Source organism: Desulfovibrio sp. SGI.102, assembly GCF_050314315.1.
Classification (GTDB): Bacteria; Desulfobacterota; Desulfovibrionia; order Desulfovibrionales; family Desulfovibrionaceae; genus Desulfovibrio.
In genome coordinates this window covers 1-24,050 of record NZ_JBNPNC010000003.1, presented here as the reverse complement: position 1 = coordinate 24,050, position 24,050 = coordinate 1, and the positions used below count along the sequence as shown (strand labels likewise).

The 24,050-nt window shown below is 67.4% G+C and carries 25 protein-coding genes; 17 read left to right on the top strand and 8 right to left on the bottom strand.

Features of this window, described 5'->3' with window-relative positions; genetic code table 11:
* Nucleotides 1-112: 112 nt before the first annotated feature.
* The 8 genes from ACQRCJ_RS01275 to ACQRCJ_RS01240 form a co-directional block, all read right to left on the bottom strand.
* Nucleotides 113-3,403: an efflux RND transporter permease subunit gene (locus ACQRCJ_RS01275; protein ID WP_427799200.1), complete on the bottom strand. Its 3,291-nt coding sequence runs from the start codon at nucleotides 3,401-3,403 to the stop codon at nucleotides 113-115.
* Nucleotides 3,390-6,485, bottom strand: coding sequence for a multidrug efflux RND transporter permease subunit (locus ACQRCJ_RS01270; protein WP_427799199.1), 3,096 nt, complete (start codon nucleotides 6,483-6,485; stop codon nucleotides 3,390-3,392). Before ACQRCJ_RS01270 ends, ACQRCJ_RS01275 begins: the two co-directional genes overlap by 14 nt.
* Before the next feature lie 367 nt (nucleotides 6,486-6,852).
* Nucleotides 6,853-8,031, bottom strand: coding sequence for an MdtA/MuxA family multidrug efflux RND transporter periplasmic adaptor subunit (locus ACQRCJ_RS01265; RefSeq protein ID WP_427799198.1), 1,179 nt, complete (start codon nucleotides 8,029-8,031; stop codon nucleotides 6,853-6,855).
* Nucleotides 8,028-9,335: a sensor histidine kinase gene (locus ACQRCJ_RS01260; RefSeq protein ID WP_427799197.1), complete on the bottom strand. Its 1,308-nt coding sequence runs from the start codon at nucleotides 9,333-9,335 to the stop codon at nucleotides 8,028-8,030. Before ACQRCJ_RS01260 ends, ACQRCJ_RS01265 begins: the two co-directional genes overlap by 4 nt.
* Nucleotides 9,332-10,036, bottom strand: coding sequence for a response regulator transcription factor (locus tag ACQRCJ_RS01255; protein ID WP_168934528.1), 705 nt, complete (start codon nucleotides 10,034-10,036; stop codon nucleotides 9,332-9,334). The genes ACQRCJ_RS01260 and ACQRCJ_RS01255 overlap by 4 nt, the downstream gene beginning before the upstream one ends.
* A 100-nt stretch (nucleotides 10,037-10,136) precedes the next feature.
* Nucleotides 10,137-10,499 (bottom strand): NirD/YgiW/YdeI family stress tolerance protein, encoded by a 363-nt coding sequence (locus ACQRCJ_RS01250; RefSeq protein ID WP_168934529.1) that lies wholly within the window; start codon nucleotides 10,497-10,499, stop codon nucleotides 10,137-10,139.
* 52 nt (nucleotides 10,500-10,551) lie between these two features.
* Nucleotides 10,552-10,941, bottom strand: a complete 390-nt coding sequence (locus ACQRCJ_RS01245; protein ID WP_168934530.1) for a YgiW/YdeI family stress tolerance OB fold protein — start codon at nucleotides 10,939-10,941, stop codon at nucleotides 10,552-10,554.
* Between the two features lie 255 nt (nucleotides 10,942-11,196).
* Nucleotides 11,197-11,877, bottom strand: coding sequence for an XRE family transcriptional regulator (locus ACQRCJ_RS01240; protein WP_168934531.1), 681 nt, complete (start codon nucleotides 11,875-11,877; stop codon nucleotides 11,197-11,199).
* A gap of 271 nt (nucleotides 11,878-12,148) precedes the next feature.
* On the opposite strand from ACQRCJ_RS01240, the gene ACQRCJ_RS01235 reads away from it, so the two are divergent.
* The 17 genes from ACQRCJ_RS01235 to ACQRCJ_RS01155 form a co-directional block, all read left to right on the top strand.
* Nucleotides 12,149-12,457: a hypothetical protein gene (locus ACQRCJ_RS01235; protein ID WP_204625193.1), complete on the top strand. Its 309-nt coding sequence runs from the start codon at nucleotides 12,149-12,151 to the stop codon at nucleotides 12,455-12,457.
* Nucleotides 12,444-12,947, top strand: a complete 504-nt coding sequence (locus ACQRCJ_RS01230) for a Mor transcription activator family protein (RefSeq protein WP_168934533.1) — start codon at nucleotides 12,444-12,446, stop codon at nucleotides 12,945-12,947. Before ACQRCJ_RS01235 ends, ACQRCJ_RS01230 begins: the two co-directional genes overlap by 14 nt.
* Nucleotides 12,948-13,233: 286 nt before the next feature.
* On the top strand, nucleotides 13,234-13,917 hold the full coding sequence (locus ACQRCJ_RS01225; protein WP_427799196.1) for a glycoside hydrolase family 108 protein: 684 nt from the start codon (nucleotides 13,234-13,236) through the stop codon (nucleotides 13,915-13,917).
* Nucleotides 13,914-14,228, top strand: a complete 315-nt coding sequence (locus ACQRCJ_RS01220) for a hypothetical protein (RefSeq protein WP_303995615.1) — start codon at nucleotides 13,914-13,916, stop codon at nucleotides 14,226-14,228. Before ACQRCJ_RS01225 ends, ACQRCJ_RS01220 begins: the two co-directional genes overlap by 4 nt.
* A gap of 15 nt (nucleotides 14,229-14,243) precedes the next feature.
* Nucleotides 14,244-14,666, top strand: coding sequence for a hypothetical protein (locus tag ACQRCJ_RS01215; protein ID WP_168934536.1), 423 nt, complete (start codon nucleotides 14,244-14,246; stop codon nucleotides 14,664-14,666).
* Nucleotides 14,663-14,914: a hypothetical protein gene (locus ACQRCJ_RS01210; protein ID WP_427799195.1), complete on the top strand. Its 252-nt coding sequence runs from the start codon at nucleotides 14,663-14,665 to the stop codon at nucleotides 14,912-14,914. Before ACQRCJ_RS01215 ends, ACQRCJ_RS01210 begins: the two co-directional genes overlap by 4 nt.
* Before the next feature lie 24 nt (nucleotides 14,915-14,938).
* Nucleotides 14,939-15,718 (top strand): terminase large subunit domain-containing protein, encoded by a 780-nt coding sequence (locus ACQRCJ_RS01205; protein ID WP_427799194.1) that lies wholly within the window; start codon nucleotides 14,939-14,941, stop codon nucleotides 15,716-15,718.
* Nucleotides 15,711-16,274 carry a hypothetical protein gene (locus ACQRCJ_RS01200; protein WP_427799193.1) on the top strand — a complete coding sequence of 188 codons (564 nt, stop codon included), beginning with the start codon at nucleotides 15,711-15,713 and terminating at the stop codon, nucleotides 16,272-16,274. Before ACQRCJ_RS01205 ends, ACQRCJ_RS01200 begins: the two co-directional genes overlap by 8 nt.
* 207 nt (nucleotides 16,275-16,481) lie before the next feature.
* Nucleotides 16,482-17,024 (top strand): hypothetical protein, encoded by a 543-nt coding sequence (locus ACQRCJ_RS01195; RefSeq protein WP_427799192.1) that lies wholly within the window; start codon nucleotides 16,482-16,484, stop codon nucleotides 17,022-17,024.
* A 61-nt stretch (nucleotides 17,025-17,085) separates the two neighbouring features.
* Nucleotides 17,086-17,295 (top strand): hypothetical protein, encoded by a 210-nt coding sequence (locus tag ACQRCJ_RS01190; protein ID WP_168934540.1) that lies wholly within the window; start codon nucleotides 17,086-17,088, stop codon nucleotides 17,293-17,295.
* Nucleotide 17,296: 1 nt separating this feature from the next.
* On the top strand, nucleotides 17,297-19,072 hold the full coding sequence (locus ACQRCJ_RS01185; protein WP_427799191.1) for a portal protein: 1,776 nt from the start codon (nucleotides 17,297-17,299) through the stop codon (nucleotides 19,070-19,072).
* A 40-nt stretch (nucleotides 19,073-19,112) separates the two neighbouring features.
* Nucleotides 19,113-19,433, top strand: a complete 321-nt coding sequence (locus ACQRCJ_RS01180) for a hypothetical protein (RefSeq protein ID WP_427799190.1) — start codon at nucleotides 19,113-19,115, stop codon at nucleotides 19,431-19,433.
* Nucleotides 19,420-19,971, top strand: a complete 552-nt coding sequence (locus ACQRCJ_RS01175; protein ID WP_427799189.1) for a hypothetical protein — start codon at nucleotides 19,420-19,422, stop codon at nucleotides 19,969-19,971. Before ACQRCJ_RS01180 ends, ACQRCJ_RS01175 begins: the two co-directional genes overlap by 14 nt.
* A gap of 101 nt (nucleotides 19,972-20,072) precedes the next feature.
* Nucleotides 20,073-21,059, top strand: a complete 987-nt coding sequence (locus ACQRCJ_RS01170) for a major capsid protein (RefSeq protein WP_204673892.1) — start codon at nucleotides 20,073-20,075, stop codon at nucleotides 21,057-21,059.
* 228 nt (nucleotides 21,060-21,287) lie between these two features.
* Nucleotides 21,288-21,710 carry a Bbp16 family capsid cement protein gene (locus ACQRCJ_RS01165; protein WP_427799188.1) on the top strand — a complete coding sequence of 141 codons (423 nt, stop codon included), beginning with the start codon at nucleotides 21,288-21,290 and terminating at the stop codon, nucleotides 21,708-21,710.
* Between the two features lie 194 nt (nucleotides 21,711-21,904).
* Nucleotides 21,905-22,498 (top strand): hypothetical protein, encoded by a 594-nt coding sequence (locus tag ACQRCJ_RS01160; protein ID WP_427799187.1) that lies wholly within the window; start codon nucleotides 21,905-21,907, stop codon nucleotides 22,496-22,498.
* 65 nt (nucleotides 22,499-22,563) lie between these two features.
* Nucleotides 22,564-24,050 (top strand): hypothetical protein (locus ACQRCJ_RS01155; protein WP_427799186.1); only part of this gene is annotated, 1,487 nt, incomplete at its 3' end.

The window sequence follows — 24,050 nt, the reverse complement described above, 5'->3', positions numbered from 1 at the left end:
CTTTCCGTACAAAACACGCCGGCAGGAAGGCCGCAAGGATGACGGCCGCAAGGGCCATGCCCCCGGAAGGCCGCGACATGGCCCGGCCCCCCCTCCTGCTGAAAGACAGTCCCTAGCCCTGACGGCAAAGCGCCGTCAGCAGGGCCGCCTTGCGTTCGCCGTAGCGCAGCCGCCACCAGCGCCGGCGCCAGCGCAAACGGGCCCGGTCGAGGCACAGGTAGACCACGGGCGTAGTGTACAGGGTGAGCAGCTGGCTCACCAGCAGGCCGCCCACGATGGTGATGCCCAGGGGCTGGCGGATCTCGGCGCCGTCGCCCTGCCCCAGGGCCAGCGGTACGGCCCCCAGGATGGCGGCGGCCGTGGTCATCATGATGGGACGGAAGCGCAGGCGGCAGGCCTCGTGGATGGCCTCGCGCGGGGGCAGGTTGCGGGTGCGCGCGGCCTCGATGGCAAAGTCGATCATCATGATGGCGTTCTTTTTGACGATGCCGCAAAGCAGCAGTACGCCGATGAGGGCGATGACGCTGAACTCCATGCCGCAGGCCCGCAGGGCCAGCAGGGCCCCGATGCCCGCCGACGGCAGGGTGGAGAGGATGGTCAGCGGATGGATGAGGCTCTCGTAAAGCACGCCCAGCACGATATAGAGCGCGGCCAGGGCCGCCAGGATGAGCAGCACCTGCTCCCTGACCGTATCGCTGTACATCTTGGCCGTGCCCTGGAAGCTGCCCACGATGGTGGACGGCATGCCGATGCGCACGCGCGCCTCGTCGATGGCCGCCTGCGCCTGTGAAAGGGACGCGCCCTCCGCCAGGTTGAAGGACAGGGTCACGGCCGCGAACTGGCCCTGATGGGCCACGGAAAGGGGCGCGAAGGCCGGTGAGACCTCGGCCACGCCCAGCAGGGGCACGGCCCCGTCCTTGCCCGGCAGCCAGACCTTGCCCAGCGAATCCTCGCCTTCCAGCCAGGGCAGGGCATATTCCAGCACTACGCGGTACTGGTTCTTTTCCTCATAGATGGTGCTGACCTGACGCTGGCCGAAGGCATTGTTCAGAGCCGCGTCCATGTCCTTCATGGTCAGGCCCAGCCGGGCCAGAGCGTCACGGTTGATGGTCAGCAGGGTCTGCAGGCCCCGTTCCTCGATGTCGCTGTCCACGTCCTTGAGGATGCGGATGCCCGCGAACTCCTGCTGCAAACGCCGTCCCCAGCGGCGCAGACTGTCCAGATCGTCGGCCTGCAAGGTGTACTGGTACTGGGAACGGGAGCTGCGCCCGCCCATCATGATGTCCTGCGCGGCCTGCAAAAAGATCTGGAGCCCCGGTTCCGAGGACATCTTGCCGCGCAGACGGCCGATGACCTGCTGGGCGCTGATGCCGCGTTCCTCCAGCGGCTTGAGGGAGATGAACACGCCCCCGCCGCCGCGGCCGCCCGAGATGTGGGCCGAGACCTGGTCCACGGCCGGATCGGCGCTGAGGATGCGCACCAGCCGGGCCAGCTTGACTTCCATGTCCTGAAACGAGGCGCTCTGGTCAGCGCGGATGCCGCCCATGATGACGCCCGTATCCTGCTGGGGAAAGAAACCCTTGGGCACTACGACGTACATCCAGACATTGGCCGCCACCACCAGCAGGAGCACGGTCAGGGTCAGCTTCCAGTGATCCAGCACCACATAGAGGCTGCGGGAATAGCCCTCCTGCATGGCGGACAGGAAGCGGCCCCACAACCGCCCCACATGGGTGAATATCCCCTGCTGTCCGCCCTCTTCCGCCCGCAGGCGGGCACTGCGGCGGGCGAGCTCTTCATCGAAAGGCCGCAGCAACGTGGCGCACATCATGGGCGTGGTGGTCAGGGAGACCACCATGGAGACCAGCACGGCCGTGGCCAGCACCACGGAGAACTCGCGGAACAGGCGTCCCACCACGCCGCCCATGAACAGGATGGGGATGAAGACCGCCACCAGCGACAGGGAAATGGAGATGACCGTAAAGCCCACCTCGCGCGCACCGCGCAGGGCGGCCCGCAGGGGCTTTTCGCCCATCTCCAGACGGCGCACGATGTTCTCCAGCACCACGATGGCGTCGTCCACCACAAAGCCCGTGGCCACGGTCAGGGCCATGAGCGAAAGGTTGTCCAGGGTGTAGCCGCACAGATACATGACCCCGAAGGTGCCGATGAGCGATACCGGCGCGGCCACGGTAGGGATGCTGGTGGCGCGGCCGTTGCGCAAAAAGAGGAAGACCACCAGCACCACCAGGGCCATGGACAGTAACAGGCTCTTCTCCACCTCGTGCAGCGAGGCCCGGATGGTCTGGGAGCGGTCCATGCGCACGGAAAGATCCGCGCTTTCGGGCAGCCAGGAGCGCAGTTGCGGGATCATGGCCTTCACCCTGTCCACGGTCTCGATGATGTTGGCCCCGGGCGAACGGAATACGATGAGCAGGATGGAGGGCTTGCCGTTGGAAAGGGCCATCTGGCGGATGTCCTGGCTGGAATCCGTCACCGTGGCCACGTCGCCCAGACGGATGACGACACCGCCGCGCTCGGCCACGATGACCTTGCGGTACTGGGCTGCGGTGCGCAGCTGGTCGCTGGCCACCACGGTCCAGGAGGTGCTTTCGTTCTCCAGATGCCCCTTGGGCAAAAAGGCATTGGCCCCGGCCAGGGCCGCACGCACGTCTTCCATGCTCAGGCCCGTGCGGTGCAGGGCATCGGGCGAGATGTCCACGCGCACGGCAGGCAGGGCGCCGCCGCCCACGGTCACTTCGCCCACCCCGGCGATCTGGCTGATCTTCTGGGCCAGCACCGTGGACGCGGCATCGTAGAGCTGGGTGCGGCTCAGGACGTCCGAGGTGACGGACAGGATGAGGATGGGCGCGCCCGACGGGTTCACCTTGCGGTAGGTGGGGTTGGACGGCATGGTGGGCAGGGTGGAACGGGCGGCGTTGATGGCCGCCTGCACGTCACGGGCCGCGCCGTTGATGTCCCTGTCCAGGTCGAACTGGAGGATGACGCGCGTGGAGCCCAGGCTGCTGCTGGAGGTCATCTCGGTCACCCCGGCGATGCGGCCCAGGGCCCGTTCCAGCGGCGTGGCCACAGTGGAGGCCATGGTCTCGGGGCTGGCCCCGGGCATATTGGCCTGCACCCTGACCACGGGGAAGTCCACTTCGGGCAGGGGCGCCACGGGCAGCAGAAAAAAAGCCACCATGCCCGCCAGGGTCACGGCGATGGTCAGCAGCGTGGTGGCCACGGGCCGACGGATGAAGGGCGCGGAAAGGTTCAGGGGGATGAATTCCGGCCCGAAGCGCTTGCGCCGTTCCCCGGCCAGAGCCAGATCCTGCCCTTCATGGGCGTGGCCGCTCTCCCGGCCGGATGCGGCGGCCCGGGGCGTCTCCTCAGGCCTGCTCATGACCGGCCTCCCCGCCACGGCGGCCCAGCTTCTCGGCCAGACGCGCGAACCAGATATAGATGACAGGCGTGGTGAACAGGGTCAGCACCTGGCTGACGATGAGGCCGCCCACCATGGTCACGCCCAGCGGACGGCGCAGTTCCGCGCCCATGCCCCAGCCGATCATCAGCGGCAGGGCCCCCAGCAGGGCCGCCATGGTGGTCATGAGGATGGGCCGCAGACGCAGCAGACAGGCTTGCCGGATGGCGGCCTGCGGATCCTTGCCTTCCTGCCGCTCGGCCTCCAGGGCAAAGTCGATCATCATGATGGCGTTCTTTTTGACGATGCCGATGAGCAGGATGATGCCGATGATGCCCACCACGCCCAGTTCCATGCCGCAGAGCATGAGGGCCAGCGTGGCACCGATGCCCGCCGACGGCAGGGTGGACAGGATGCTCACGGGATGGATGTAGCTTTCGTAGAGCACGCCCAGCACGATGTACATGGTGACCACGGCGGCCAGCAGCAGCCAGACCTGATTGTCCGTGGACGAGGCAAAGGCATGGGCCGCGCCCTGGAACTGGCAGCGCAGGGACGAAGGCAGCTCCAGGGAAGCAAGGGTCTCCTCCACCGCACTCACGGCCGCCCCCAGGGAGGAGCCTTCGGCCACGTTGAAGGAGATGGTGGCCACCGGGAACTGGCCCTGCCGCATGGTGGCAGGGCGCGCGGAGCGTTCTTCCATGCGCACCAGGGCCGAGAGCGGGATGGGCTTGCCCTCGCTGCCCTTGACGTAGATCTTTTCGATGTCGTCCGGGCCGCGCCGGAATTGCGGGGCGCTTTCCAGCACCACCTTGTATTGGTTGGTCTGGGTGAAGATGGTGGAGATCAGGCGCTGCCCCAGCGCGTCATAAAGGGCATTGTCGATGACGTCCATGCTCACGCCCAGACGGCTGGCCGCATCGCGGTCGATGTCCAGCCAGAGCATGCGGCCCCGGCCCAGCAGGTCGCTGGTCACATGGCTCAGCTCCGGCCGCGCCCGCAAGGCCGCCAGGATGTCCGGGATGCGCCCTTCCAGCTGGGCGTCGCTGAGGGCCTCCACCGAAAGCTGGTACTGGGTGCGCGAGACGCGGTCCTCCACGGTCAGGTCCTGCACGGGCTGCAGGAACAGATCCATGCCCGGCAGGCTGTCCGCCCGCTCCATGAGACGCCGGGCGATGACCGGGGCGCGGTGGTCGCGCTCTTCCAGCGGCTTGAGGTCGATGGTCAGGCGCGAGGTGGCCAGGCTGGGGTTGATGCCGTCCACGCCCACGAAGAACGCCACCCGGGCCACGGCCGGATCAGCCAGCAGCACGTCGGAAAGTTCTTTCTGGCGCCGGGCCATGGCCGCAAACGAGGTATCCTGCGGGAATTCCGCGATGCCCTGGATGACGCCCGTGTCCTGCGTGGGGAAAAAGCCCTTGGGCACCAGCGCGTACATGGCCACGCTCAGCAGCAGGGTACCCACGGCCACGGCCAGGGTCAGGCGCTGGTGGGCCAGCACCCAGTCCAGCTTGCCTTCATACCAGCGCAGCAGGGCCGGGAAGAAATTGCCCTCCCCTTCCTTGTGCCGCTCCGGCCGCAGCATGACCGCGCAGAGCATGGGCGTCAGGGACAGGGAGATGACGGCCGAGATGAGGATGGTCACGGCCAGCGTGACCGCGAACTCGCGGAACAGGCGCCCGGCCACGTCGCCCATGAACAGCAGGGGGATGAGCACGGCCACCAGCGACAGGGTCAGGGAGATGATGGTGAAACCGATCTGCCCGGCCCCCACGAGGGCGGCCTGGAGGGGCTTGTAGCCGTTCTCCAGATAGCGGCTGATGTTCTCGATGACCACGATGGCGTCGTCCACCACGAAACCGGAGGCGATGACCAGGGCCATGAGGGTCAGGTTGTTGAGCGAGAAACCCGCCAGGTACATGACGCCCAGCGAGCCCACCAGCGACAGGGGCACGGCCAGGGCCGGGATGATGGTGGCCTGCACGTTGCGCAGGAAGATCCAGATGACGGCGATGACCAGGACCACGGCCAGCACCAGTTCCAGCTGCACGTCGTGCACCGTGGCCCGGATGGTGGTGGTGCGGTCCGTCACCACCTGCACCCGCACATGCCCGGGCAGGGCCTGCTGCAGCTGCGGCAGCAAACGGGTGATGCTGTCGGCCACGGTGATGACGTTGGCGCCGGGCTGGCGCTGGATGGAGAGGACGATGGCCGGGCGGAAGCCCTGCTCCCCGTCGGCCACATAGGCGGCCAGACGGGCGTTCTCCGCGCCCTCCTCCACGGTGGCCACATCTTCCAGACGCAGGGGCGCGCCGTTGCTGTAGCCGATGATGGTCCGCGCGTATTCCTCGGCCGAGGCCAGCTGGTCGTTGGCGTCGATGGTGCTGGTGCGCTGGGGCCCGTCAAAGCTGCCCTTGGCGTCGTTGACGTTGGCCGAAGCGATGGCCGAGCGCACGTCGGCCATGGTCAGCCCGGCCGAGGCCAGGGCCGAGGGATTGACCTGCACCCGCACCGCGGGCCGCTGCCCGCCCGACAGGGTCACCAGGCCCACGCCGGTGATCTGCGAAATCTTCTGCGCCAGCCGGGTGTCCACCAGGTCTTCCAGCCGGGTCAGAGGCATGGCGTCACTGTAGACCGCCAGCGTCATGATGGCCGGGTCCGCCGGGTTGACCTTGTTGTAGACCGGCGGGTTGGGCAGGTCGGATGGCAACAGGTTGTCCGCCGCGTTGATGGCGGCCTGCACCTCCTGCTCGGCTACGTCCAGCGGCACGGAAAGGTCGAACTGCAAGGTGATGACCGAAGCCCCGGCCGAAGACAGGGAGGTCATCTGCACAAGGCCCGACATGGTGCCCAGTTGCCGTTCCAGCGGCGAGGTGACCACCGCGGCCATGACCTCGGAGGACGCGCCGGGGTACAGGGTCTGCACCTGGATGGTGGGGTAGTCGATCTGCGGCAGGGCCGCCATGGGCAGATAATGATAGGCCAGCAGCCCGGAAAGGAGCAGGGCCACCATCAGCAGCGAGGTGGCGATGGGCCGGAGGATATAGATGCGGGAAATGTTCATGGAGCTGCTCGTCTGTCTTCTGGAAACGGCGACGGGACCGCCAGCGGGAAACGGCGGTCCCCTGCCCTGCGAAAGGACGGGAGGCCGGGAAAGGAAGGGGGAAAGGGCCTGCCGCTGCCCCAGAGGGCAGGAGCACGGCGGCGCCAACACCGCCCCCCGGCAGGAGCGCTGCAAGGGAAGGGATGCCCGGCGGCCCCTGCACCGCGCTTTCACCACATGACCTTTTTGCCAAGGGGCGGGCGGCCGGAAAAGGGATCGAACCGGAGGGAAGGAACCATGCCGCACGCCCGCATCACCGGATGACGGCTGCAAGGCGCAGCGTCACGGCATCGGCAGCCGTGTCGGGATCCCTCTTCCCTCCCTGAAGCTACTCCCCGCTCCCGGTGGCAGGCACGGTCACGCGCGGGGTCTCCATGCTGGCCGTCACGCGCACGCGCAGGCCGTCACGCAGGCGGTCCACACCGTCCACCACCACGACCTCGCCCGCGGCAAGGCCCTTGTCGATGACGGTCAGGCTGTCGGTACGCACGCCGGGCGTCACTTCGCGCAGGCGGACGGTATCCTTGTCCACCACATAGACGTAGGAGCCGCGGCTGCCCAGCTGCACGGCGGCGGTGGGCACCGTGACGGCCCGGGGCAGGACCGTGACCAGCAAACGGGCATTGACGAACTGGTTGGGGAAAAGGGTGTGGTCCTCGTTGGCGAATTTCGCCTTGAGCTTCACCGTACCCGTGGCGGTATCGATCTGGTTGTCCATGCTCAGCAGAAAGCCCTGGGCCAGCAGGGCCTGCTGCTCGCGGTCCCAGGCCTGGACCAGCAGACGACCACCGCTCTTGCGGGCCTCGCGCCAGTGCTGCGCCACCAGGGGCACCCGGCTTTCCGGCAGGGTGAAGAGCACATAGGAAGGCGTCAGCAGGGTGATGCGCACCAGACCTTCGGTATCGGAGGCATGCACCATGTTGCCCTCGTCCACTTTTCGCAGGCCCAGCACGCCGTCGGCCGGAGCGGTGATGCGGCTGTACTGCAGTTGCAGGGCCGCCGAATCCACGGCAGCCTTGTCGGACTGTACCGTGCCTTCATACTGGCGCACCAGGGCGCGCTGGTTGTCGTACTGTTGCCGGGCGATATGGCCGCCGCTCACCAGCTTTTCATACCGGCTCAGGTCGCGGCGGGCGTTCTCCAGCTGGGCCGTATCGCGGGCCAGGGCGCCGCGGGCCTCGCCCAAAGCGGCCTCGAACGGCCGGGGGTCGATCTCGGCCAGCAGGTCGCCCTTATGGACGAACTGACCTTCCGTAAAATGCAGGCGCTGCAGATGCCCGTCCACCCGGCTGGTCACCAGCACGTCACTGGACGGCTCCACCGTGCCCAGACCGTTGAGGAAATGGGGCATATCCTGCGCCAGGGCCGTGGCCACACGCACCGGCGGCGTATCCTGCGGCATGCCGCGCTGCCTGTCGGGCTCGAAAAAGCCCCGCCAGAGCAGCGCACAGCCCAGCAGCAGGGCCAGTACGGCCAGCAGGCGGCCCTTGCTCATGCTGATCTTCACACACGTTCTCCATCACTGTCCGGAGCAAAGCACACTTCGAACAGTGTCTCATTTTCTCCGCTGTGCCGGTAACTCACCGACCAGCCCAGCTGCTCGCAGGCGCGGCGCACCAGCGAGAGCCCCAGACCGCTGCCGCCCGGCGTGGCATCGCCCCGGGCACGGGCACGCACCCCGCGGGCAAAGATGTCCAGATCCTCAGGGATGCGTCCCGCGTTGCGCACCTGGAGCACATGCTCGTCCAGGCGCACGGCAACACGGCCATTTTCCGAGTAAAGCCGGGCATTGTCCAGCAGATTCTTGACGACGATCCCCGCCAGGGCAGGCTGCGCCTGCACTTCCCGGCTCGCGGGGAGCTCCAGCGAAAAGCAGTCCTGCCCCTGGGCCGTGTCCCGCACCAGCAGGGCCAGATCCACGGGTTCGAGTTCGATATTTTCGGGACGGCGGGCCAGCAGCAAAAGGATGCCCACCGTGGCGGACATGTCGCGCACCGTGCGCTGCAGGCGCTCCACCGTGGGCGCACAGCGCTCGGAACCGGGCAGGCGCTCCAGCTGCAGCTCCAGCACTTCCAGCCCGCCCTGCATGACGGTCAGGGGCGTGCGCAGCTCGTGGCTCACATCGCCGGTGAAGAAGCTCTCGCGCTGCACGAAACGGCGCAGGGCCTCCTCGCGGCTGGCGATGGCCCGGGCCAGCACGCCCACCTCGTCATCAAGGGCCACCTGCGGCAAGGGCGGCAGGCCGGGATAATCCCCTCCGGCACGGGGCACGGGGCAGCGGGACACGGTACGGGTCAGATCGGTCAGTTGGCCCGTGAGCCGCCGGCTGAGCAGCACGGCCAGCAGGGCCGCCACGCCCAGGCCCAGGCCCGCGCACAGGCCCAGGACCCGGGTCAGCTGGGCCTTGATGGTCACCAGCAGGCCCGTGTGCCCGCTCAGGGCGTAACGCACGCCCTTGTGCTCCTCGAGGAAGACGAAATTCTCCATGCGGTCGAAAAAGTGCAGGCCGGGCTCCAGGGAATGCCATTCGCGGGGGATCTGTTTGCCCACCCGGAATTGCAGATCCATAAGGTTCGCCAGGTCGGCCCCATAGACCAGGTTGTTGTGCCGTCCCCGGTCCTCGGCACGGCGCGAGCGTTCCTCGGCCTCGATGAGGGCATTCATGACCGGACGTGCGTACCAGTCCACCAGATGGGCGCCCAGCCTGTCATAGGAGAGCAGGCCCACCATGCCCATGGTCAGGCCGAGACCGGCGGCCAGCAGCATGAACGAGACCAGCAGACGCCGCCGGATGGGGGAACCGCCGCTCACGCCCCGGGCTCCTCTTCACGGCCGAGACGGTAGCCCACATGGGAGATGGTGTGCAGCACGGGGCTGCCGAAAGGCTTGTCCAGATGCTGGCGCAGTTCGTGGATATGCGTCCGCAGGGCGCTGCCGCCGGGCAGATCGTCGCCCCAGAGGCGGCGCTCCAGTTCCTCGCGGCGGACCAGGGCGGGGGCCCGGCGCGCCAGCTCGCACAGGATGCGGAAGCCCGTGGGGCTCACCTTGACCTCGCGGCCCTGCCGCGTGACCCGGTGCCCGGCCACGTCGATACAGACATCGTCCACACGCAGCTCGCCGCCCTGGGCGCTCTCCTGCGTCCGGCCCCGACGCAGCAGGGCCCGGATGCGGGCCTCCAGCTCGCGCAGGGCAAAGGGTTTGACCAGGTAGTCGTCGGCCCCGGCGTCCAGGCCCAGCACACGGTCGGCCACGGTATCACGGGCCGTCAGCATGATGACCGGCACCTGCACGCCGTGTTCCTCGCGCAGGGCACGGCACAGGCTGATGCCGTCCAGCCCGGGGAGCATGATGTCCAGCACCACCAGATCGAACTGGCCGGACGCGGCCATCTCGAGGCCCGTACGGCCGTTGCGGGCGCAATCCAGTTCATAGCCCAAAGGCTCGAGATAGGCGTACAGGTTGGCGAGGATGTCCTCGTTATCTTCCACCAGCAGGACAGAGACAGGCACCATGCGCACCTCCGCAAAAAAGGACGGGGCGCCGTGCGCCCCCTGAAGAATGGAAAACCCGGCGGATGCCCCGCCGTCCGAAAGGCCCCGCAGGGCCCGAACATCACTGGATGATGGCCAGAGCGTCCACCTCCACCTCATTGGGGTGCTTGGAGCTCCAGTCCACATGCCCCACCAGGCGCACTTTGTCCTGCGGAGTGACCGTCAGGTGCCCGAAGGTCTCGTGCTCTATCTCCACCACCACGCGGCCGCTCTCGTCCTCAAAAAGGTAACGGTCCTTGCGGGGGATCTTTTCCAGGATATGGCCTTCCAGAACACAGGGGGCATCATCCCAGGCATTGAGCACGTCGGCCGCACGGGTCAGCGTCGGCGAGACACCGGGGCCCACGAAACCCGCCGCACCGGTACCCGGCGGGAGCAGAAACAGGCCGGCGGCCAGCAGAAGCAGCACAGAAAAAATTCGCATCACGACTCCGCTGGCGGGCCGCCTGCCGGTAGCGCACGGCCCGCCTGTCAGACTACTTGAGGATTTCCAGGATCTTCACGTCGACCTTGGTGGGATCCATCATCTCCTTGTCCAGCTTGCCGGAAAGGCGCACCCGGTCGGCGGGCGTCACCGTACGGCCGGCGAACACTTCATGGTCGATCTCTACCACGATGGTGCCCGTGGCGTCACGGAAATTGTACTTGTCATCGCTGCCGGCCACACGCTCCACGATATGGCCCGTCAGCATCACCGGCGCGTCGTCCCAGGCTTTGAGGGCCTTGGCCACGGTATCGGCCTGGACGCCGGACGTGGGCCCCTGGAAACCGCCGGGAGCCTGTCCCGGGCCCTGAAAGCCGCCCTGGGCAGCCATGGCGGGGAAAGCAAGAGCCAGAACCATCACACAAGAAAGCAGCAGACGCATGGGATATCTCCTTCTGGCGGCATGACCGCCATCCGTAACAGTTGCGGGTGGGGGCACGGCTACGTCCCGGCCCCTGCGGACTGGGCCCTGTCCGCATCTCCACACTGCGCCTGCGGCTGTCAGCAAAGTGTCAGCGCAGGCCAAGAAAACGCCTGCGCCATGCATATTTTTTGTTATTATATTGATTTTAAAGGATAATAAAATAAATTCTTTTACTATGTTTAACAAATCGAACAAGGTACGCGGGACGTGCCGTCAATCAAGCTCACGCCCCACCCAGACCGCCCGCCCCACGATGCGCACCAAGTCGGCCAGCTGGTCGGTGGTGCAGGCCTCGATGGGCGGATAGGCAGGATTGTAGCTGCTGAGGATCAGGCGCCCCGGCATGGCGTTGACCACCTTGAGGTAGACCAGATCCTCCACGCTCACGGCATAGATGCGGCCGGGCACCGGGTCTTTCTGGCTCTGGTCCACAAGGACCACGTCATTGTGGCAGATGCGGGGCTCCATGCTGTCGCCGGAGACCCGCAGCAAAGCCATGTGCGACGGGCTGCCCTTGCGCCGCAAAAAATTCTCGCGGAAGGCATAGTGCCGCACCACATCGCCGCTGGTCTCGAAGCTCCCCGTACCGGCGGAAAGACGCGCCTCCACCATGGGCACCATGACCAGCCCGGCCCACTGGTCCTGCAGGGCCCCTTCCACATTCCCCTGCCCGGCCAGCAGCCAGTCCAGCGAACAGCGCAGGGCCGCCCCCAGCCGGACGGCAAACTCCCCCTTGGGCAACTGGCCGTTCTCGTACTGTTGGATAGTGGTCAGGCTGACCCCCACCTGTGCGGCAAGATCCTGCTTGCGCAGGCCAAGGCCAAGGCGACGGCGGCGCAGGCGCTCGGCAAAGCCCTGTGTAGAGATAAAGGAAAACCTATTTTTATCTTCCATGCGCGCTCCAAATTTTTTTATTCATTAAAAACAGGCTATTAAATCTTTTTAAAAGAAAAGTTAAAAATTTTTCCTTTGATTGAAAAAAGAAAACATGTAAAAAGTACGGCTATGACTGCTGTCAAACATAGAACAACCTGTAGCTAATGGCAATGGATACAGCAGCCCGGGCCCGCTTTTGCGGGCAAAAGAAAACTTTTTCCGCAACATAACTTTTCCGCAGAGATCCGCTGCGGGACACCGTGCCATTATCAGAAAGGGAGTAGCCGACATGAACACACGATCCCTGGAACAGTTCCAGCGTCTCCTGACGCAGTCCGCCGACAGTGAAGAGGAACCCGCCGAGGGTTCCCTGCTCTGGGCGGCAGCGCAATTGCGCCGCATCGCCCGCATGCTGGAAGACATGCAGGCCGCTCCCCGCCAGTCCGGCGATGCCATGCCGCCTGCCCCGGAAGCCATCCCTGCTGCCGGGACCTTCATGGCCGGGCAAGGGGCGGACGACACGGAACAACCGTTGGAGGCACATCTCCAGCGCCCTCGCAGTCCCCTGGCCCCGGAGGCCCGCCATGTGGTCCAGTAGCGGAAGTCCTGCCACGCTTCCCCGGCACACGGCCGGATCCGCCGACCCCGTGGACTGGGACAGCCTGCTGCCCCTTTTGCCCGAAAGCGTACGCCTGCTGCGCCAGGTTCTGGAAGATGATGCCGCCCTGCACAGGCTTCTGGAACACTGCGGCGGCCTGACCCTGCGCATCCCCCGCCGCTTCCCGGCGGAAGGGCATCTGCTGCGCGCCCTGCTGCCCGAGCCCGTCTTGCGCCGCCTGCTGGGGGCTTACGGCGGCACCTGTCTGTATATCCCCCGCTGCGCCCGTCTCGCCCGTCAGGTGCGCCAGCGGGAGCTGCTCGGCGCCTTCAGCCGCCATACCGCCGCCGGTACCTCCAGCAATGCCGAGGTGCGCTTTCTGGCCCGCCGGTACGGCATCACGGACCGGCGCGTCTGGCAGCTGCTCAAGCAGGAGGCCGAACTGCCGGACAAGGCCCTTCAGGCCCCCGGCGACGCCCTTCAGGGCTGATCCCCGCACCTCCCTTTCCCGTTTTTTTTGTCCGCAGGCTGCTCCTTGCCGGGGCATGTCCGGCAGGGACGGATGAGCCCGCAGGCCTGTACACGGGCTCTCCTCTCCGGGGTGCCTGTCTGGCTTCTTCCCTCTCCGGCCCCGCACCATCTCCTTCCCCCCTGTCCCTCCACGACGCTTCCCCTACTGAAATCCTTCAAACTTACGCCAGCGCCCTTTTCCGGCATGGTGGCCTCACGGGTGCGACACCGCCCCGCCATCATTCCACCGCCATGCAGGAGGGCATATGCGCGACAATTTCACTCTGGCCCATACGTTCACGGCCCGCTGGGAAGGCGGCCTTTCCGACCACGAAGCCGATCCCGGCGGCATCACCAATCACGGCATCTCCCTGCGCTGGGTCACGGATCTGGCACGGCAGGCCAAAGAACGCTGTCTGCGCGATGCCCGGCAGTGCGATACCTGCCCCCGGCGTACGGGCCCGGACTGCGACTACTTCAGCCTTGATCTGGACAATGACGGCGACATCGACGCCGACGACATCCGCGCCTGTACCAAAGAACAGGCGGCCCGTCTGTTCCGCAGGCATTTCTGGGAGGCACTGGGCTGCGACCGCCTGCCCCTGCCGCTGGCCGTCACGCTCTATGACGGCGCGATCAACATGGGCGCCAGCCGGGCCGTGAAGCAGTTGCAGGAAGCCATGAACGCCACGGGCGAGACCCAGCTCGACCACTACTCCCCCATCGCCGAGGACGGCATCATGGGCCCGGACACCCGCGAGCTGGCCAACGCGCTGGCCGACGTGCATCTGGACTGGTACGCGGCCCGGAGCAGCCTGCGCCTGCGGGACGCCTTCTATCGCCGTCTGGCCGCGTCCCGCCCGTCCATGAAGGTCTTCCTGACGGGCTGGCGCAACAGGGTGAAGGCCCTGCACCAGCATCTGGCCGATCTGGAACGGGAGGCGCAGTGATGTGGAACCTGCTGCGCGATCTGGGCACCCGGCTGTTGCGCGACCTGACGGGCAGCAGCCGGGAACGGCAGGAACTGCTGGCCGCCCAGATCCGCCTTAACGAACGGGAAACGGAAAATGCCCCTTCCAGTGTGCTGCGTCTGTGGCGTTCCTTCCTGGGCTGGGTGCTGGCCCTGCTCTTTTGCTGGGAAGTGCCCGTGCGCCTGCTGCTCCTGCCCCTGCTGGCGCCCGACCTGCTGGACGACCTGCCGCCCCCGGCCCTGGACCAGATCCTGGGCCTGCTGGCCGGCATGCTGGGCCTGCCCTTCTGAACCACGGAGATGCCCATGACCACCCATCTGCCTGCCGCGCTCCTGCCCCTGCTGCTGGCCCTGGTACAGGGGCTGCTGCTCTGGGCCCTGTGGAGCCTGCGCCGCAGCTTCGTCCCGCAGGCCGAACATCTGCGCTGCCGCCGGGACGAACAGCGACGGGAAGCCCTGTGGCTGCGCCGCCTCGATCTGCTGGAACAGGCTCTGGCGCAGGAACGGGAACTCCTGACGCCGCTGGCGGACGAGGTACGCTCCCTGCGGGAGGACGCAGGCCGCCTGCGCAGCCAGTTGCAGGCCCAGGAAGCGCGCTTCTACGGCCTGGAACGCCTGCTGCAACGTCTGGAACGGCATCTTGAGCGGCAGGAGGACCGCTGGCAGCAGCTCCCCGGCGCCGCCTTGCCCGCCCTGCTGCACTGCCGCCCTCCCCGGGAGGTGCAGTGATGCCGGTACGCCGCCGGAAAAAAGCCCTGGAAAAAGCCCTGCACGAGCGCCTGCAACGCCTGACCGAACATCTCGACACTGCCGAGGTCTCGGAAAAAAGCATCGACATCGTCAAAGAGATCAAGGAACGGCACGCCCTTGCCCGCACGCTGGAGCAGGAGGGCACGTCACAGGACGGCGACCGGAAGCCCCCCGCCCCCCTGCGCGTCATCTGGGCCGGACAGGAGCCGGAAGATGGCCCTCCGTAACCTTTAAACCCCGTCGAGACCGACATGGAAACGCCCTGCATCATCCCCTATGCGCCGCGCCCGCTGCAATGGCGCTTCCATCAGCAGCGCACCCGATTTTGCGTGCTGCTCTGCCACCGCCGTTTCGGCAAGACCGTGGCCGCCGTCAACGACCTGCTGCGGGCGGCCCTGCGTACTTCCCGCACGGACTGGCGCGCCGCCTACGCCGCCCCCTATCTGGGGCAGGCCAAGGCCGTGGCCTGGGATTATCTGCGGCATTTCGCGGGCGTGATCCCCGGTACCCGTTTCCATGAAGGCGAACTGCGCTGTGACCTGCCCAACGGCGCGCGCATCCGCCTGTACGGCACGGACAACGCCCAGGCCCTGCGCGGCCTGTATCTGGACGATCTGGTGCTGGACGAGCCCGCCGACATCCCCCGCGAGGTCTGGAGCCAGATCCTGCTCCCCGCTCTGGCCGACCGGCAGGGACGGGTCCTGTTCTGCGGCACGCCCAAGGGCTGTGACAATTTGCTGCACGATGTCTGGCAGCTGGCGGGCAGTCTGGGGGCGGCGGAGGGCTGGTCACGCTTTCGCTTCCCGGCCTCGCAGACAGGCTACCTGCCGCAGACCGAGCTGGACGCCGCCCGCCGCGGCATGAGCGAGGCCGAGTTCCAGCAGGAATTCGAGTGTTCCTTCGCCGCCGCCGTGCGCGGGGCCTACTATGCCGCCCAGCTGGATGCCGCCGATCTGGCGGGACGTATCTGCCCCCCTGCCGGTAAGCCCCGACCTGCCCGTGCATACGGCCTGGGACCTGGGCATGGATGATGCCACGGCCATCTGGTTCTTCCAGGTGGAGCCTTCCGGCAACTGGCGCATGCTGGACTATTACGAAGTCAGCGGCGAGGGGCTGGCCCATTACGCGGCCGTGCTGGCGGCCAAGGCCCGGCCGGAAGGAACGGCCACCGCCGACGGCATTGCGGGACGCGGATTCTGCTACGGTCGCCACCTGGCCCCGCATGACATCCGGGTGCGGGAACTGGGCACGGGCCAGAGCCGTCTGGAAAGCGCCGCCCGTCTGGGCATCCGCTTCGACATCGCACCGTCCCTGCCGCTGGCCGACGGTATCGATGCCGTGCGTCGCGCCCTGCCCCGCCTCTGGTTCGACAGCCGTCACTGCGCCGCCGGACTGGCGGCCCTGCGCTCCTACCGGCGGCAATGGCGGCCCCGGCAGGAACAGTTCTCCTCCGGCCCGCTGCATGACGGCTCCAGCCACGCCGCCGATGCCCTGCGCTACGCGGTCACGGGCTTTCGCCCGCCGGAGCGCCCCCTGCCTCCGGCCCGGGCCCGCATCAGCTATGACGTGCTGGGACTGGGGCGATGAAAGGAAGGCTTCCACGTCCCCGTGCCATCGACAGGCCCGAAAAGATCCATCGCCGGGATCGCCCGTGACAGGGCCGTGCCGGGAGACCTGCCAAGCAGGGGAAAGCCGGTCGAGATTGGCTTTCCTCCCCCGTCCCGGGCAGCGTCATGACTGCGACGACATCCCGCACGCCCCTATCCCGCAAATCCCCCAACAACAGGAGCCCGCATGGAAAACACACGACCGCAGCCCTGCGGCCAGGCCGACGTGCAGGACGCATTCCATCTGGAAGCCGTCCGGGACGACGCGGGCCGCAAAGCCCTCTTCGCCCGCATGTGCCGGGAAGGGCTCACAGGCTGCGCCATGTACGCCTGGCCCCATCCCCGGGAAGACGACTGGCTGCATCTGGTCAGCGCCCCCGGCCGCCTGCTCCTGCAGGCCACGGCCCCTGACGGCACGGCGCTGGCCTGCGGATTGTTCAGCCCCTGGCGCGGGCGGATCCGGGAATTCGATTTCACGGTCTTCCGCCCGGCATTCCCGCTGGCCGTGCCGCTGGCCCGTGCCGCTTTCCGCTGGGTCTTCCGCCATACGGAGACCAGCGCGCTTTGGGGCCTGTGCCCGGTCAGCAACCGCCATGCCTGGCGTCTGGCCACGGCCTGCGGTTTCGTCATCACGGGCGCCTGCCCGCCGCCTGCTGGCTGGCCCGGCGCGGCGTCCACATGGACGGCATCCAGCTGCTCTGCACGCCGGAGACGCTGGCGCGCGCCATAAAGATGTCTCCATCCGGCCACAGGGCCCATCCGTAAACAACCTTCATCCCCAAGGAGGACATATGGGATTCGGAGGCTCCTCCAGCCCCAGCGTACCGGAAGTCCAGCCCGCCCCCAAGGCGGCCACTCCCAAACCCGTCACCGAAGCGGCCACGGCCGCCCGCCAGAACCAGAAGGACAAGGCCAGCAAGGCCGCGGGCATCCGGGCATCCATCCACACCACGCCGCTGGCCTCGCAGGAGAACCGCGGCAAGACCCTGCTGGGGCAATAGGATGCGCCCCGCTTTGCGCGCCCTGCTCGGGACAGCGCATCAGGGGTCCCCGCTGCCTGCAGGAGACCGGCCGGAAGCCGAAGAGCGTCTTGCCCTGCGCGTCCCGGCCCTGGCCCGGCGTTACCGGGCCCTGCTGGAACGGCGCTCGCCCTGGGACACGGCCTGGGAGAGCCTGGCCGAGCACTTTCTGCCCACCCGTTTCCGCACCGACGACAGTCCGGACGACCGCCCCCTGCTCAACCGCTCCTTGGTGGACGCCACGGGCATCCTGGCCATGCGGACCCTGGCCGCCGGCCTGCAGGGCGGCATGACCAGCCCCGCCCGGCCCTGGTTCCGGCTGGCCCTGGACGATCCCGAACTGTCGCGCAGCCACGCGGGCCAGCGTTATCTGGATGAAGTGGAGGCCCGCATGCGCGTGGTGCTGCAGCGCTGCAACTTCTACAACGCCATGCACACCATCTATGCGGAACTGGGGACCTTCGGCACGGCCTTCGTCTTCGAACTGGCCGACCTGCGCCACGGCTTCCGCTTCGTGCCGCTCTGCGCCGGACAGTATGTGCTGGATACGGACGCGGCCCGGCGGGTGGACACGGTTTTCCACCGCATGCACATGAGCCTGCGCCAGATGGTGCAAAGCTTCGGTCCGGAGGCCCTGCCGGAAAACCTGCGTCTGGCGGCCCGGCGCACGCCGGACCAGCGACATGCGGTCATCCATGCCGTGCTGCCCCGCACGGAACGTCGGCCCCGGCTGGCAGGGCAATGCCACATGCCCTGGGCCTCGGTCTACTGGCTGGAAGGACGGGAAGGGCAGGTCGTGCCCCTGAAGGAATCCGGCTTCCTGGGCTTTCCCGGTTTCGGCCCGCGCTGGGACGTGGCGGCCAACGATGTCTATGGCCGCTCGCCCGCCATGGATGCCCTGCCCGACTGCCGCATGCTGCAACAAATGGGCATCACCACGCTCAAGGCCATCCACAAAGCCGTGGACCCGCCCATGAGCGTCCATGCGGGCCTGCGCTCCGTGGGGCTCGACCTGACGCCCGGCGGCATCAACTTCGTGGACAGCCTGCCCGGACAGAACCAGCCCGTGGCCACGCCCCTTTTGCAGGTCAAGCCCGATCTGGCCCAGGCGCGCTCCGCCATGGAAGCCGTGCAGCAGCAGATACGGGCCGGGCTCTACAACGACCTGTTCCGCCTGATCCTGGAAGGGCGCAGCAAGGTCACGGCCAGCGAGATAGCCGCCCGCGAGGAAGAGAAGCTGCTGCTCATCGGTCCCGTGCTGGAACGCCTGCATGACGAGCTGCTGATCCCGCTCATCGACCGTACCTTCCGCCTCATGCTGGCCCTGGACATGTTGCCCCCCTGCCCGCCGGAACTGAGCGGACGCCACCTCAAGGTGGAATTCGTCTCCCTGCTGGCACAGGCCCAGAAACTGGTGGGCATCAGCGCCACGGACCAGTATCTGGCCCTGACCCTCAAGGCCGCCTCGGCCTGGCCCGAAGCCCTGGACAGCGTGGATGTGGACAATCTGCTGGACAATTATGCCCAAAGCCTCGGCCTGCCCGCGAACCTAACACGTCCCCGTGAGGAACGGGCCCGGCTGCGGGCCGGACGCGAGGAAGCGCGGCAGACGGAACAGCAGCTGGAGCTGCTGCAGAAGGCCGCCGACCTGGGACACACCCTGGCCGACAGCGACCTGACCGTGGAAGGGGAAAAAAGCTCCGTCCTGCAGGTACTGGCCAACCTGGCCGCCGGGGCCGCCCCTGCCCTGCGGCCGTAGCAGACGAGCGGCACGACGCCGCCCCCGGAAGGAGGACACGATGCACGATGACCGGCTTTTCCCCGCCGGGGCTCCTGCCCCCGCTTCCCCGGCACAGCAGCGCTGGCGGGCCGGACTGTGCCGGGCCGTGGATGGTCTCATGACCTCGGCGGAAGGGCGCGACCTGCTGCGCTGGCTGTTGCAGGCCGGGCTCTGCTTCACCGCCGCCTGTCCGGGACCGGGGCCCCCGGCCGGACAGATCTACTGGGAGGAGGGCCGCCGCCATGTGGGCGTGGCCGTGCTCCGCCTTTTGCAGGAGGCCGATCCCTCCCACCTGCCCCGACTTTTTTTGACACAGGAGGAAGACGATGCCCGAAACTGAAGCGATCTTTGACGAGGGCGGCATGGCCCCCCGGCCGGAAAGCGGCCTGTACGGCCTGCCTGCCGACGAGGGGAGGACGCCCCCCGCTACGCCCCTGCTGGGCAGCGGCCCGGAAGAAGGCCGGCCCACCGCCCCCGGCCAGTCCTCTGCCGAGGGGCAGGAAAAACAGCCCGCAGCCGATGACGCCGCCCGGCTGGAGGCCCATCTGCGCCAGACCGATGCCCTGCGCCGTGCCCGCTGGCAGCAGCAGGTGGAACAGTGGCGGCAGGAAGTGGCCGACGATCCGCAGCTGGGCGGCGAGCATCTGGCCGCCACCGTGGCCCGGGCCCAGCTGGCCCTGGACCGCTTCGACACGGACAAGAGCATCGGTCGCCTGCTGGAAGAAAGCGGCTACGGCAACCACCCGGCCGTGCTGCGCTTCTTCAGCCGCCTGGCCGACAGCCTGCTGGAAGACAGCCTGCCCGGCAGCGAAGGCGGCGGCAGCCTGCCGCCCCTGGAAGAACGCATGTACGCGGGCTGGAGCTCGCAGCGATCCTGACCATGCAGGTCGCCAACCGGCACACGGCATTTTCCCCTTTCCATCGTTTCGTACCGGGCCGCTGACGGCCCCTTCCCGACCACCTTTGCCAAGGAGACTTCATGTCCGCCACTCTGGGTTTTGTGGCCACGCTGGCCGAAATGGAACAGTTCTATCGCGGCGACAAGGCCGGCCAGATCATCGAGCTGATGAACAAGACCAACGACATCATGGATGACGTGCCCTGGATGGAAGCCAACCAGTCCGACGGCCACCTGACGCGCATCCGCACCGGCCTGCCCGCCGTATACTGGCGCCGCCTCTATCAGGGCACGCCGCCCGCCAAGTCCCAGTGGAGCCAGGTCAAGGAAGGTTGCGGCATCCTTGAGGCCATCATGGAACTGGATGTGGAAGAGATCCGCCTGTACGGCGACCGTGACCGCTCCTTCCGCATGAGCGAGGGCATCGCCTTTGCCGAGGCCATGCGCCAGAAGGTGGCCCGCACCCTGTTCTACGGCGACAGCAACCGCAACCCCGACGAATTCAACGGCCTGGCCATGCGTTACCCGGCCAGCGATGCCGAAAACGTGCTGGACGCCGGTGGCCGCGACGGCGGCTGCACCTCGCTCTGGCTGGTCTCCTGGGGGCCGCAGTCCGTGCACGGCATCTATCCCAAGGGCAGCCGCGGCGGCCTTTCCCACGAAGATCTCAAGACCTACATGGCGCAGGACGAGAACGGCCGCAAATATCAGGTCACGGGCGACAAATACAACTGGCGCTGCGGTCTGGCCGTACGCGACTGGCGCGGGGTGGTGCGCATCGCCAACGTGCCCGTGGCCGCACTGGGCAAGCGCAAGGGCGAGGAAGGTTTCGTGGATCTGCAGAAGCTGACCATCGAAGCCAAGAACCGCATGCCCCAGCATCTGCGCCAGAAAGCCGTCTGGTATGCCAACGCCGATGTGCTCACCGCGCTGGAACTCCAGAACTCCGACGCCGGGCAGGTGCAGCTGCACTACGGCGAATTCTTCGACGCCAAGGCCGTTCCCGTGCTGCACGGCCGCCCCGTGCGTCAGTGCGACGCCATCGCCTCGGACGAGGCTTCCATCTAGAGCCGCGCCCTTCCAAGGGGGGACCGCCCTGAGCTGCCGCTGCTGCCAGGATGCCGGGACCTTACGGCACGATCCCCGGGCGGATGCGCTGTCCGTGCAGCGGCGCTGCCCTTCCTCCGCCTCCACCGTGTCCCGGCGGCCTCCCGGTTGCCCTCCCCTCTGACTGCACGACCTGCGGCCGTCATACGTCCGCTTCCCATGCATTTTTTCAGGAAACAAGGAGTCCTCATGGCCATCATCGACAGCCATTGCATCCTTTTCGAAGGTCCCCTGAGTGCCGAAAGCACCGGCAAGGCCGTACCCCTCACGGCCCTGCGCCTGCCCGGCCGCATGGAGCCCATGCCGCTGCGCATCTCCGTGACCAGGGCTTTCGCCAAAGAACAGACCACCTCGCTGGCCCTGACCCTGCAGGAAGCCGACAGCGCCGAAGGCGAATGGCAGGACGTGCCCGGCGCTGCCATCACCGTCCAGGGGGCGGAACTGGGCGAGGGCGCCCGCCTGGGCTGGCGCTTCGTGCCCCAGGCCGTGTGCAAGAGCTGGCTGCGCCTCAAGCTGTCTCCGGCCGGGAGCGGCAGCCATGATGGGCACATCTTCGCGGCCCTGCTGCGCGAGGAAGACTTCCCCTACGAAAAGGAACTGCGCGTGCGCTAGTCCTTTTCCTGCACCGGGAGCGGCCGGGCCATCTCACAGCCCGGTCGCCGCACCGGAGACAGGATCATGCCCGCGACCGGCGGGCGACAGACCCCTCATTCATGGGGCGGGGCGGACGCTTGCCCCGCCCCCCTGCCCAACGTGGGGGAGCCCCCTCTGTTCCCTTTTCCCTGATGCCATCACAAGGAAGACATATGGAGCCCCTGACCCAGATCGCCATCTGGAACCGGGCCCTGGGCTTTTTGGGCGCCCGCAGCATCGCCGCCGAGGACGAGAACACGCCCGAGGCCCTGCAATGCCGCCTGTACTGGGACAGTGCCCGGCGGCAGGCCCTGCGCGACTACCCCTGGGCCTTTGCCCAGCGCCGGGCCTGGCTGGCCCGGGTGGCCCTGCCCTCGGGCTTCGAGCAGGAATACCGCTTTGCCTACGCCCTGCCCGAGGCCTGCCTCAAAGCGCATGAGGTCCGGCACGAAGGCCTGCTGCCGCTCCCCTTCTGTCTGGCCCGGGATCCCGCCGGGGATGCCACCATCCTGCTCACCAGCGCCAGCCGGGCCTTGCTGCTCTATACGGAAGACGTGCGCCACTGCCACCAGTTCGACGACCTTTTCGCCCACATGCTGGCCCGGAAGCTGGCCTGCCTGCTGGCGGCACCGCTGCTCAAGAGCAACAGCCAGAAGATCGCGGAGCTGGAACAGCTCTACAGCGCCAGCCTTCCCCAGGCCCGGCAGTCCGATGCCAGTGAGCGCCGCCCCCTGCCCCTGCCCGACAGCTGGTTGCAGGCCCGCTGACGGCCCGATACCCGCTCTTCACTGTATGGCGGCCTTCCCTGTCCGCCCCTTTTCCGGGAGTTCGCATGACCATGCCTTACAGTCCCGGCCGTGCCCTGTTCGAAGGCAACGGTACGGCCACGGATTTTCCTTTTTCCTTCAAAGTCTGGGGGACTGAACAACTGACCGTCACCCTGACCGGCCCCGACGGCAACAGCCGCCCGGCCAGCGGCTGGACCGCCCGCCTGAACGACGACGGCGGCAGCGTGACCTACCTCCACGAAGGCGCTCCCCTGCCCGCGGGCTGGAAGCTGGCCATCACCCGCAACATGCCTTTTGAACAGCAGATCGACCTGGTGTCCGGGACCCGCTTCGATGCCGAAGTCATCGAGACAGGCCTCGACCGGGCCACGGCCGAACGCCAGCAGCTGCTGGAACAGCTCCAGCGGGCGGTCATCCTGCCCTCCACCAGCGACGAGACGCCCATCAAGATGGCCGAACAGCTCCTGCAGGCGGGAAAGGCCGCCCAGGCCAGCGCCGCAGCTGCCCAGGCCAGCGAATCCGCAGCAGCGTCCAGCGCTTCGCAGTCCGCAGCCAGCGCACAGGCCGCAGCTGCCTCGGCAGAAGCCGCCGACCAAAACCGGGCAGCGGCAGCCGCCAGTGCCGCCGACGCCTCCCAAAGCGCCACGGCAGCCCGCCAGAGCGCGGAGGCCGCGGCAGGGAGCGAGGACAGGGCCGCCCAGAGCGCCGCGTCCATCCTGGGATTGCAGGTGGAGGTGTCCACGCTCGATCCCGGACTGCCCGCCGGCGGCGACTACGACCCGGAGACCGGCATCCTGCATCTCGGCATCCCCAAGGGCGATTCCGGGGCGTCGGCCATCGCCACCCCTACCAGCCTGGGCAGCGTCATGCCCCAGACCGGCCACGAGGACGGCCTTGAACTCGAAACAGATGGGAAACTGCGCGTCCGCAAGGCCAGTGCTTCCCAGCGTGGCGGCGTGCTGGCCAGCACCACGGCGGCGGCCAACACCGTACCCCAGGCCGGGGAAGACGGCACGCTGGACGCAAGCTGGGTGCCCAGACCTGACTGTTGGGACATGTTCCCGCCCTTCGTGCCCGTCCCCATCTGGGGCGCGACGCCGGGCGGCAGTGACGGACGCCGGGCCATCATGCCCGGAGAAGAGCAGGCCCGCGAAGAATGGTTCCTTTGCGATGGCGGCAGCGACGGCAAGGACGGCACCGTGCCTGACCTGCGGGGCCGCTATGTCCGCGGTGCCAGCGAAGCCGAGCCCGAAGGCACGGAAGGCGGCAGCGAAGATGTCGCTGTGGATCTTTCCGGCAGTACCGGGGCCACGACGCTGAGTACAACGCAGATGCCCAGCCACACGCACCCGTTCTCTGCCGTCATATCGACTAAAGGACGGTATATGGAGAGCGGGAACCTATACGACAGCGGCAGTTCCAGTACTTCCGCAACGGGCGGCAACGGCTCCCACACGCATCCCCTGTCCGGCTCGGTATCCGGCACCCACACCGACCCGCATCTCGCCATGCACTTCTTCATCAAGGTGGT

Bases quoted from the DNA above. Each gene is read 5' to 3' on its own strand.
- ACQRCJ_RS01275 (WP_427799200.1), bottom strand. From the start codon at position 3,403: ATGAGCAGGCCTGAGGAGACGCCCCGGGCCGCCGCATCCGGCCGGGAG.
- ACQRCJ_RS01270 (WP_427799199.1), bottom strand. From the start codon at position 6,485: ATGAACATTTCCCGCATCTATATCCTCCGGCCCATCGCCACCTCGCTG.
- ACQRCJ_RS01255 (WP_168934528.1), bottom strand. From the start codon at position 10,036: ATGGTGCCTGTCTCTGTCCTGCTGGTGGAAGATAACGAGGACATCCTC.
- ACQRCJ_RS01250 (WP_168934529.1), bottom strand. From the start codon at position 10,499: ATGCGAATTTTTTCTGTGCTGCTTCTGCTGGCCGCCGGCCTGTTTCTG.
- ACQRCJ_RS01245 (WP_168934530.1), bottom strand. From the start codon at position 10,941: ATGCGTCTGCTGCTTTCTTGTGTGATGGTTCTGGCTCTTGCTTTCCCC.
- ACQRCJ_RS01240 (WP_168934531.1), bottom strand. From the start codon at position 11,877: ATGGAAGATAAAAATAGGTTTTCCTTTATCTCTACACAGGGCTTTGCC.
- ACQRCJ_RS01235 (WP_204625193.1), top strand. From the start codon at position 12,149: ATGAACACACGATCCCTGGAACAGTTCCAGCGTCTCCTGACGCAGTCC.
- ACQRCJ_RS01230 (WP_168934533.1), top strand. From the start codon at position 12,444: ATGTGGTCCAGTAGCGGAAGTCCTGCCACGCTTCCCCGGCACACGGCC.
- ACQRCJ_RS01225 (WP_427799196.1), top strand. From the start codon at position 13,234: ATGCGCGACAATTTCACTCTGGCCCATACGTTCACGGCCCGCTGGGAA.
- ACQRCJ_RS01215 (WP_168934536.1), top strand. From the start codon at position 14,244: ATGACCACCCATCTGCCTGCCGCGCTCCTGCCCCTGCTGCTGGCCCTG.
- ACQRCJ_RS01205 (WP_427799194.1), top strand. From the start codon at position 14,939: ATGGAAACGCCCTGCATCATCCCCTATGCGCCGCGCCCGCTGCAATGG.
- ACQRCJ_RS01200 (WP_427799193.1), top strand. From the start codon at position 15,711: ATGGATGATGCCACGGCCATCTGGTTCTTCCAGGTGGAGCCTTCCGGC.
- ACQRCJ_RS01195 (WP_427799192.1), top strand. From the start codon at position 16,482: ATGGAAAACACACGACCGCAGCCCTGCGGCCAGGCCGACGTGCAGGAC.
- ACQRCJ_RS01190 (WP_168934540.1), top strand. From the start codon at position 17,086: ATGGGATTCGGAGGCTCCTCCAGCCCCAGCGTACCGGAAGTCCAGCCC.
- ACQRCJ_RS01185 (WP_427799191.1), top strand. From the start codon at position 17,297: ATGCGCCCCGCTTTGCGCGCCCTGCTCGGGACAGCGCATCAGGGGTCC.
- ACQRCJ_RS01180 (WP_427799190.1), top strand. From the start codon at position 19,113: ATGCACGATGACCGGCTTTTCCCCGCCGGGGCTCCTGCCCCCGCTTCC.
- ACQRCJ_RS01175 (WP_427799189.1), top strand. From the start codon at position 19,420: ATGCCCGAAACTGAAGCGATCTTTGACGAGGGCGGCATGGCCCCCCGG.
- ACQRCJ_RS01170 (WP_204673892.1), top strand. From the start codon at position 20,073: ATGTCCGCCACTCTGGGTTTTGTGGCCACGCTGGCCGAAATGGAACAG.
- ACQRCJ_RS01165 (WP_427799188.1), top strand. From the start codon at position 21,288: ATGGCCATCATCGACAGCCATTGCATCCTTTTCGAAGGTCCCCTGAGT.
- ACQRCJ_RS01160 (WP_427799187.1), top strand. From the start codon at position 21,905: ATGGAGCCCCTGACCCAGATCGCCATCTGGAACCGGGCCCTGGGCTTT.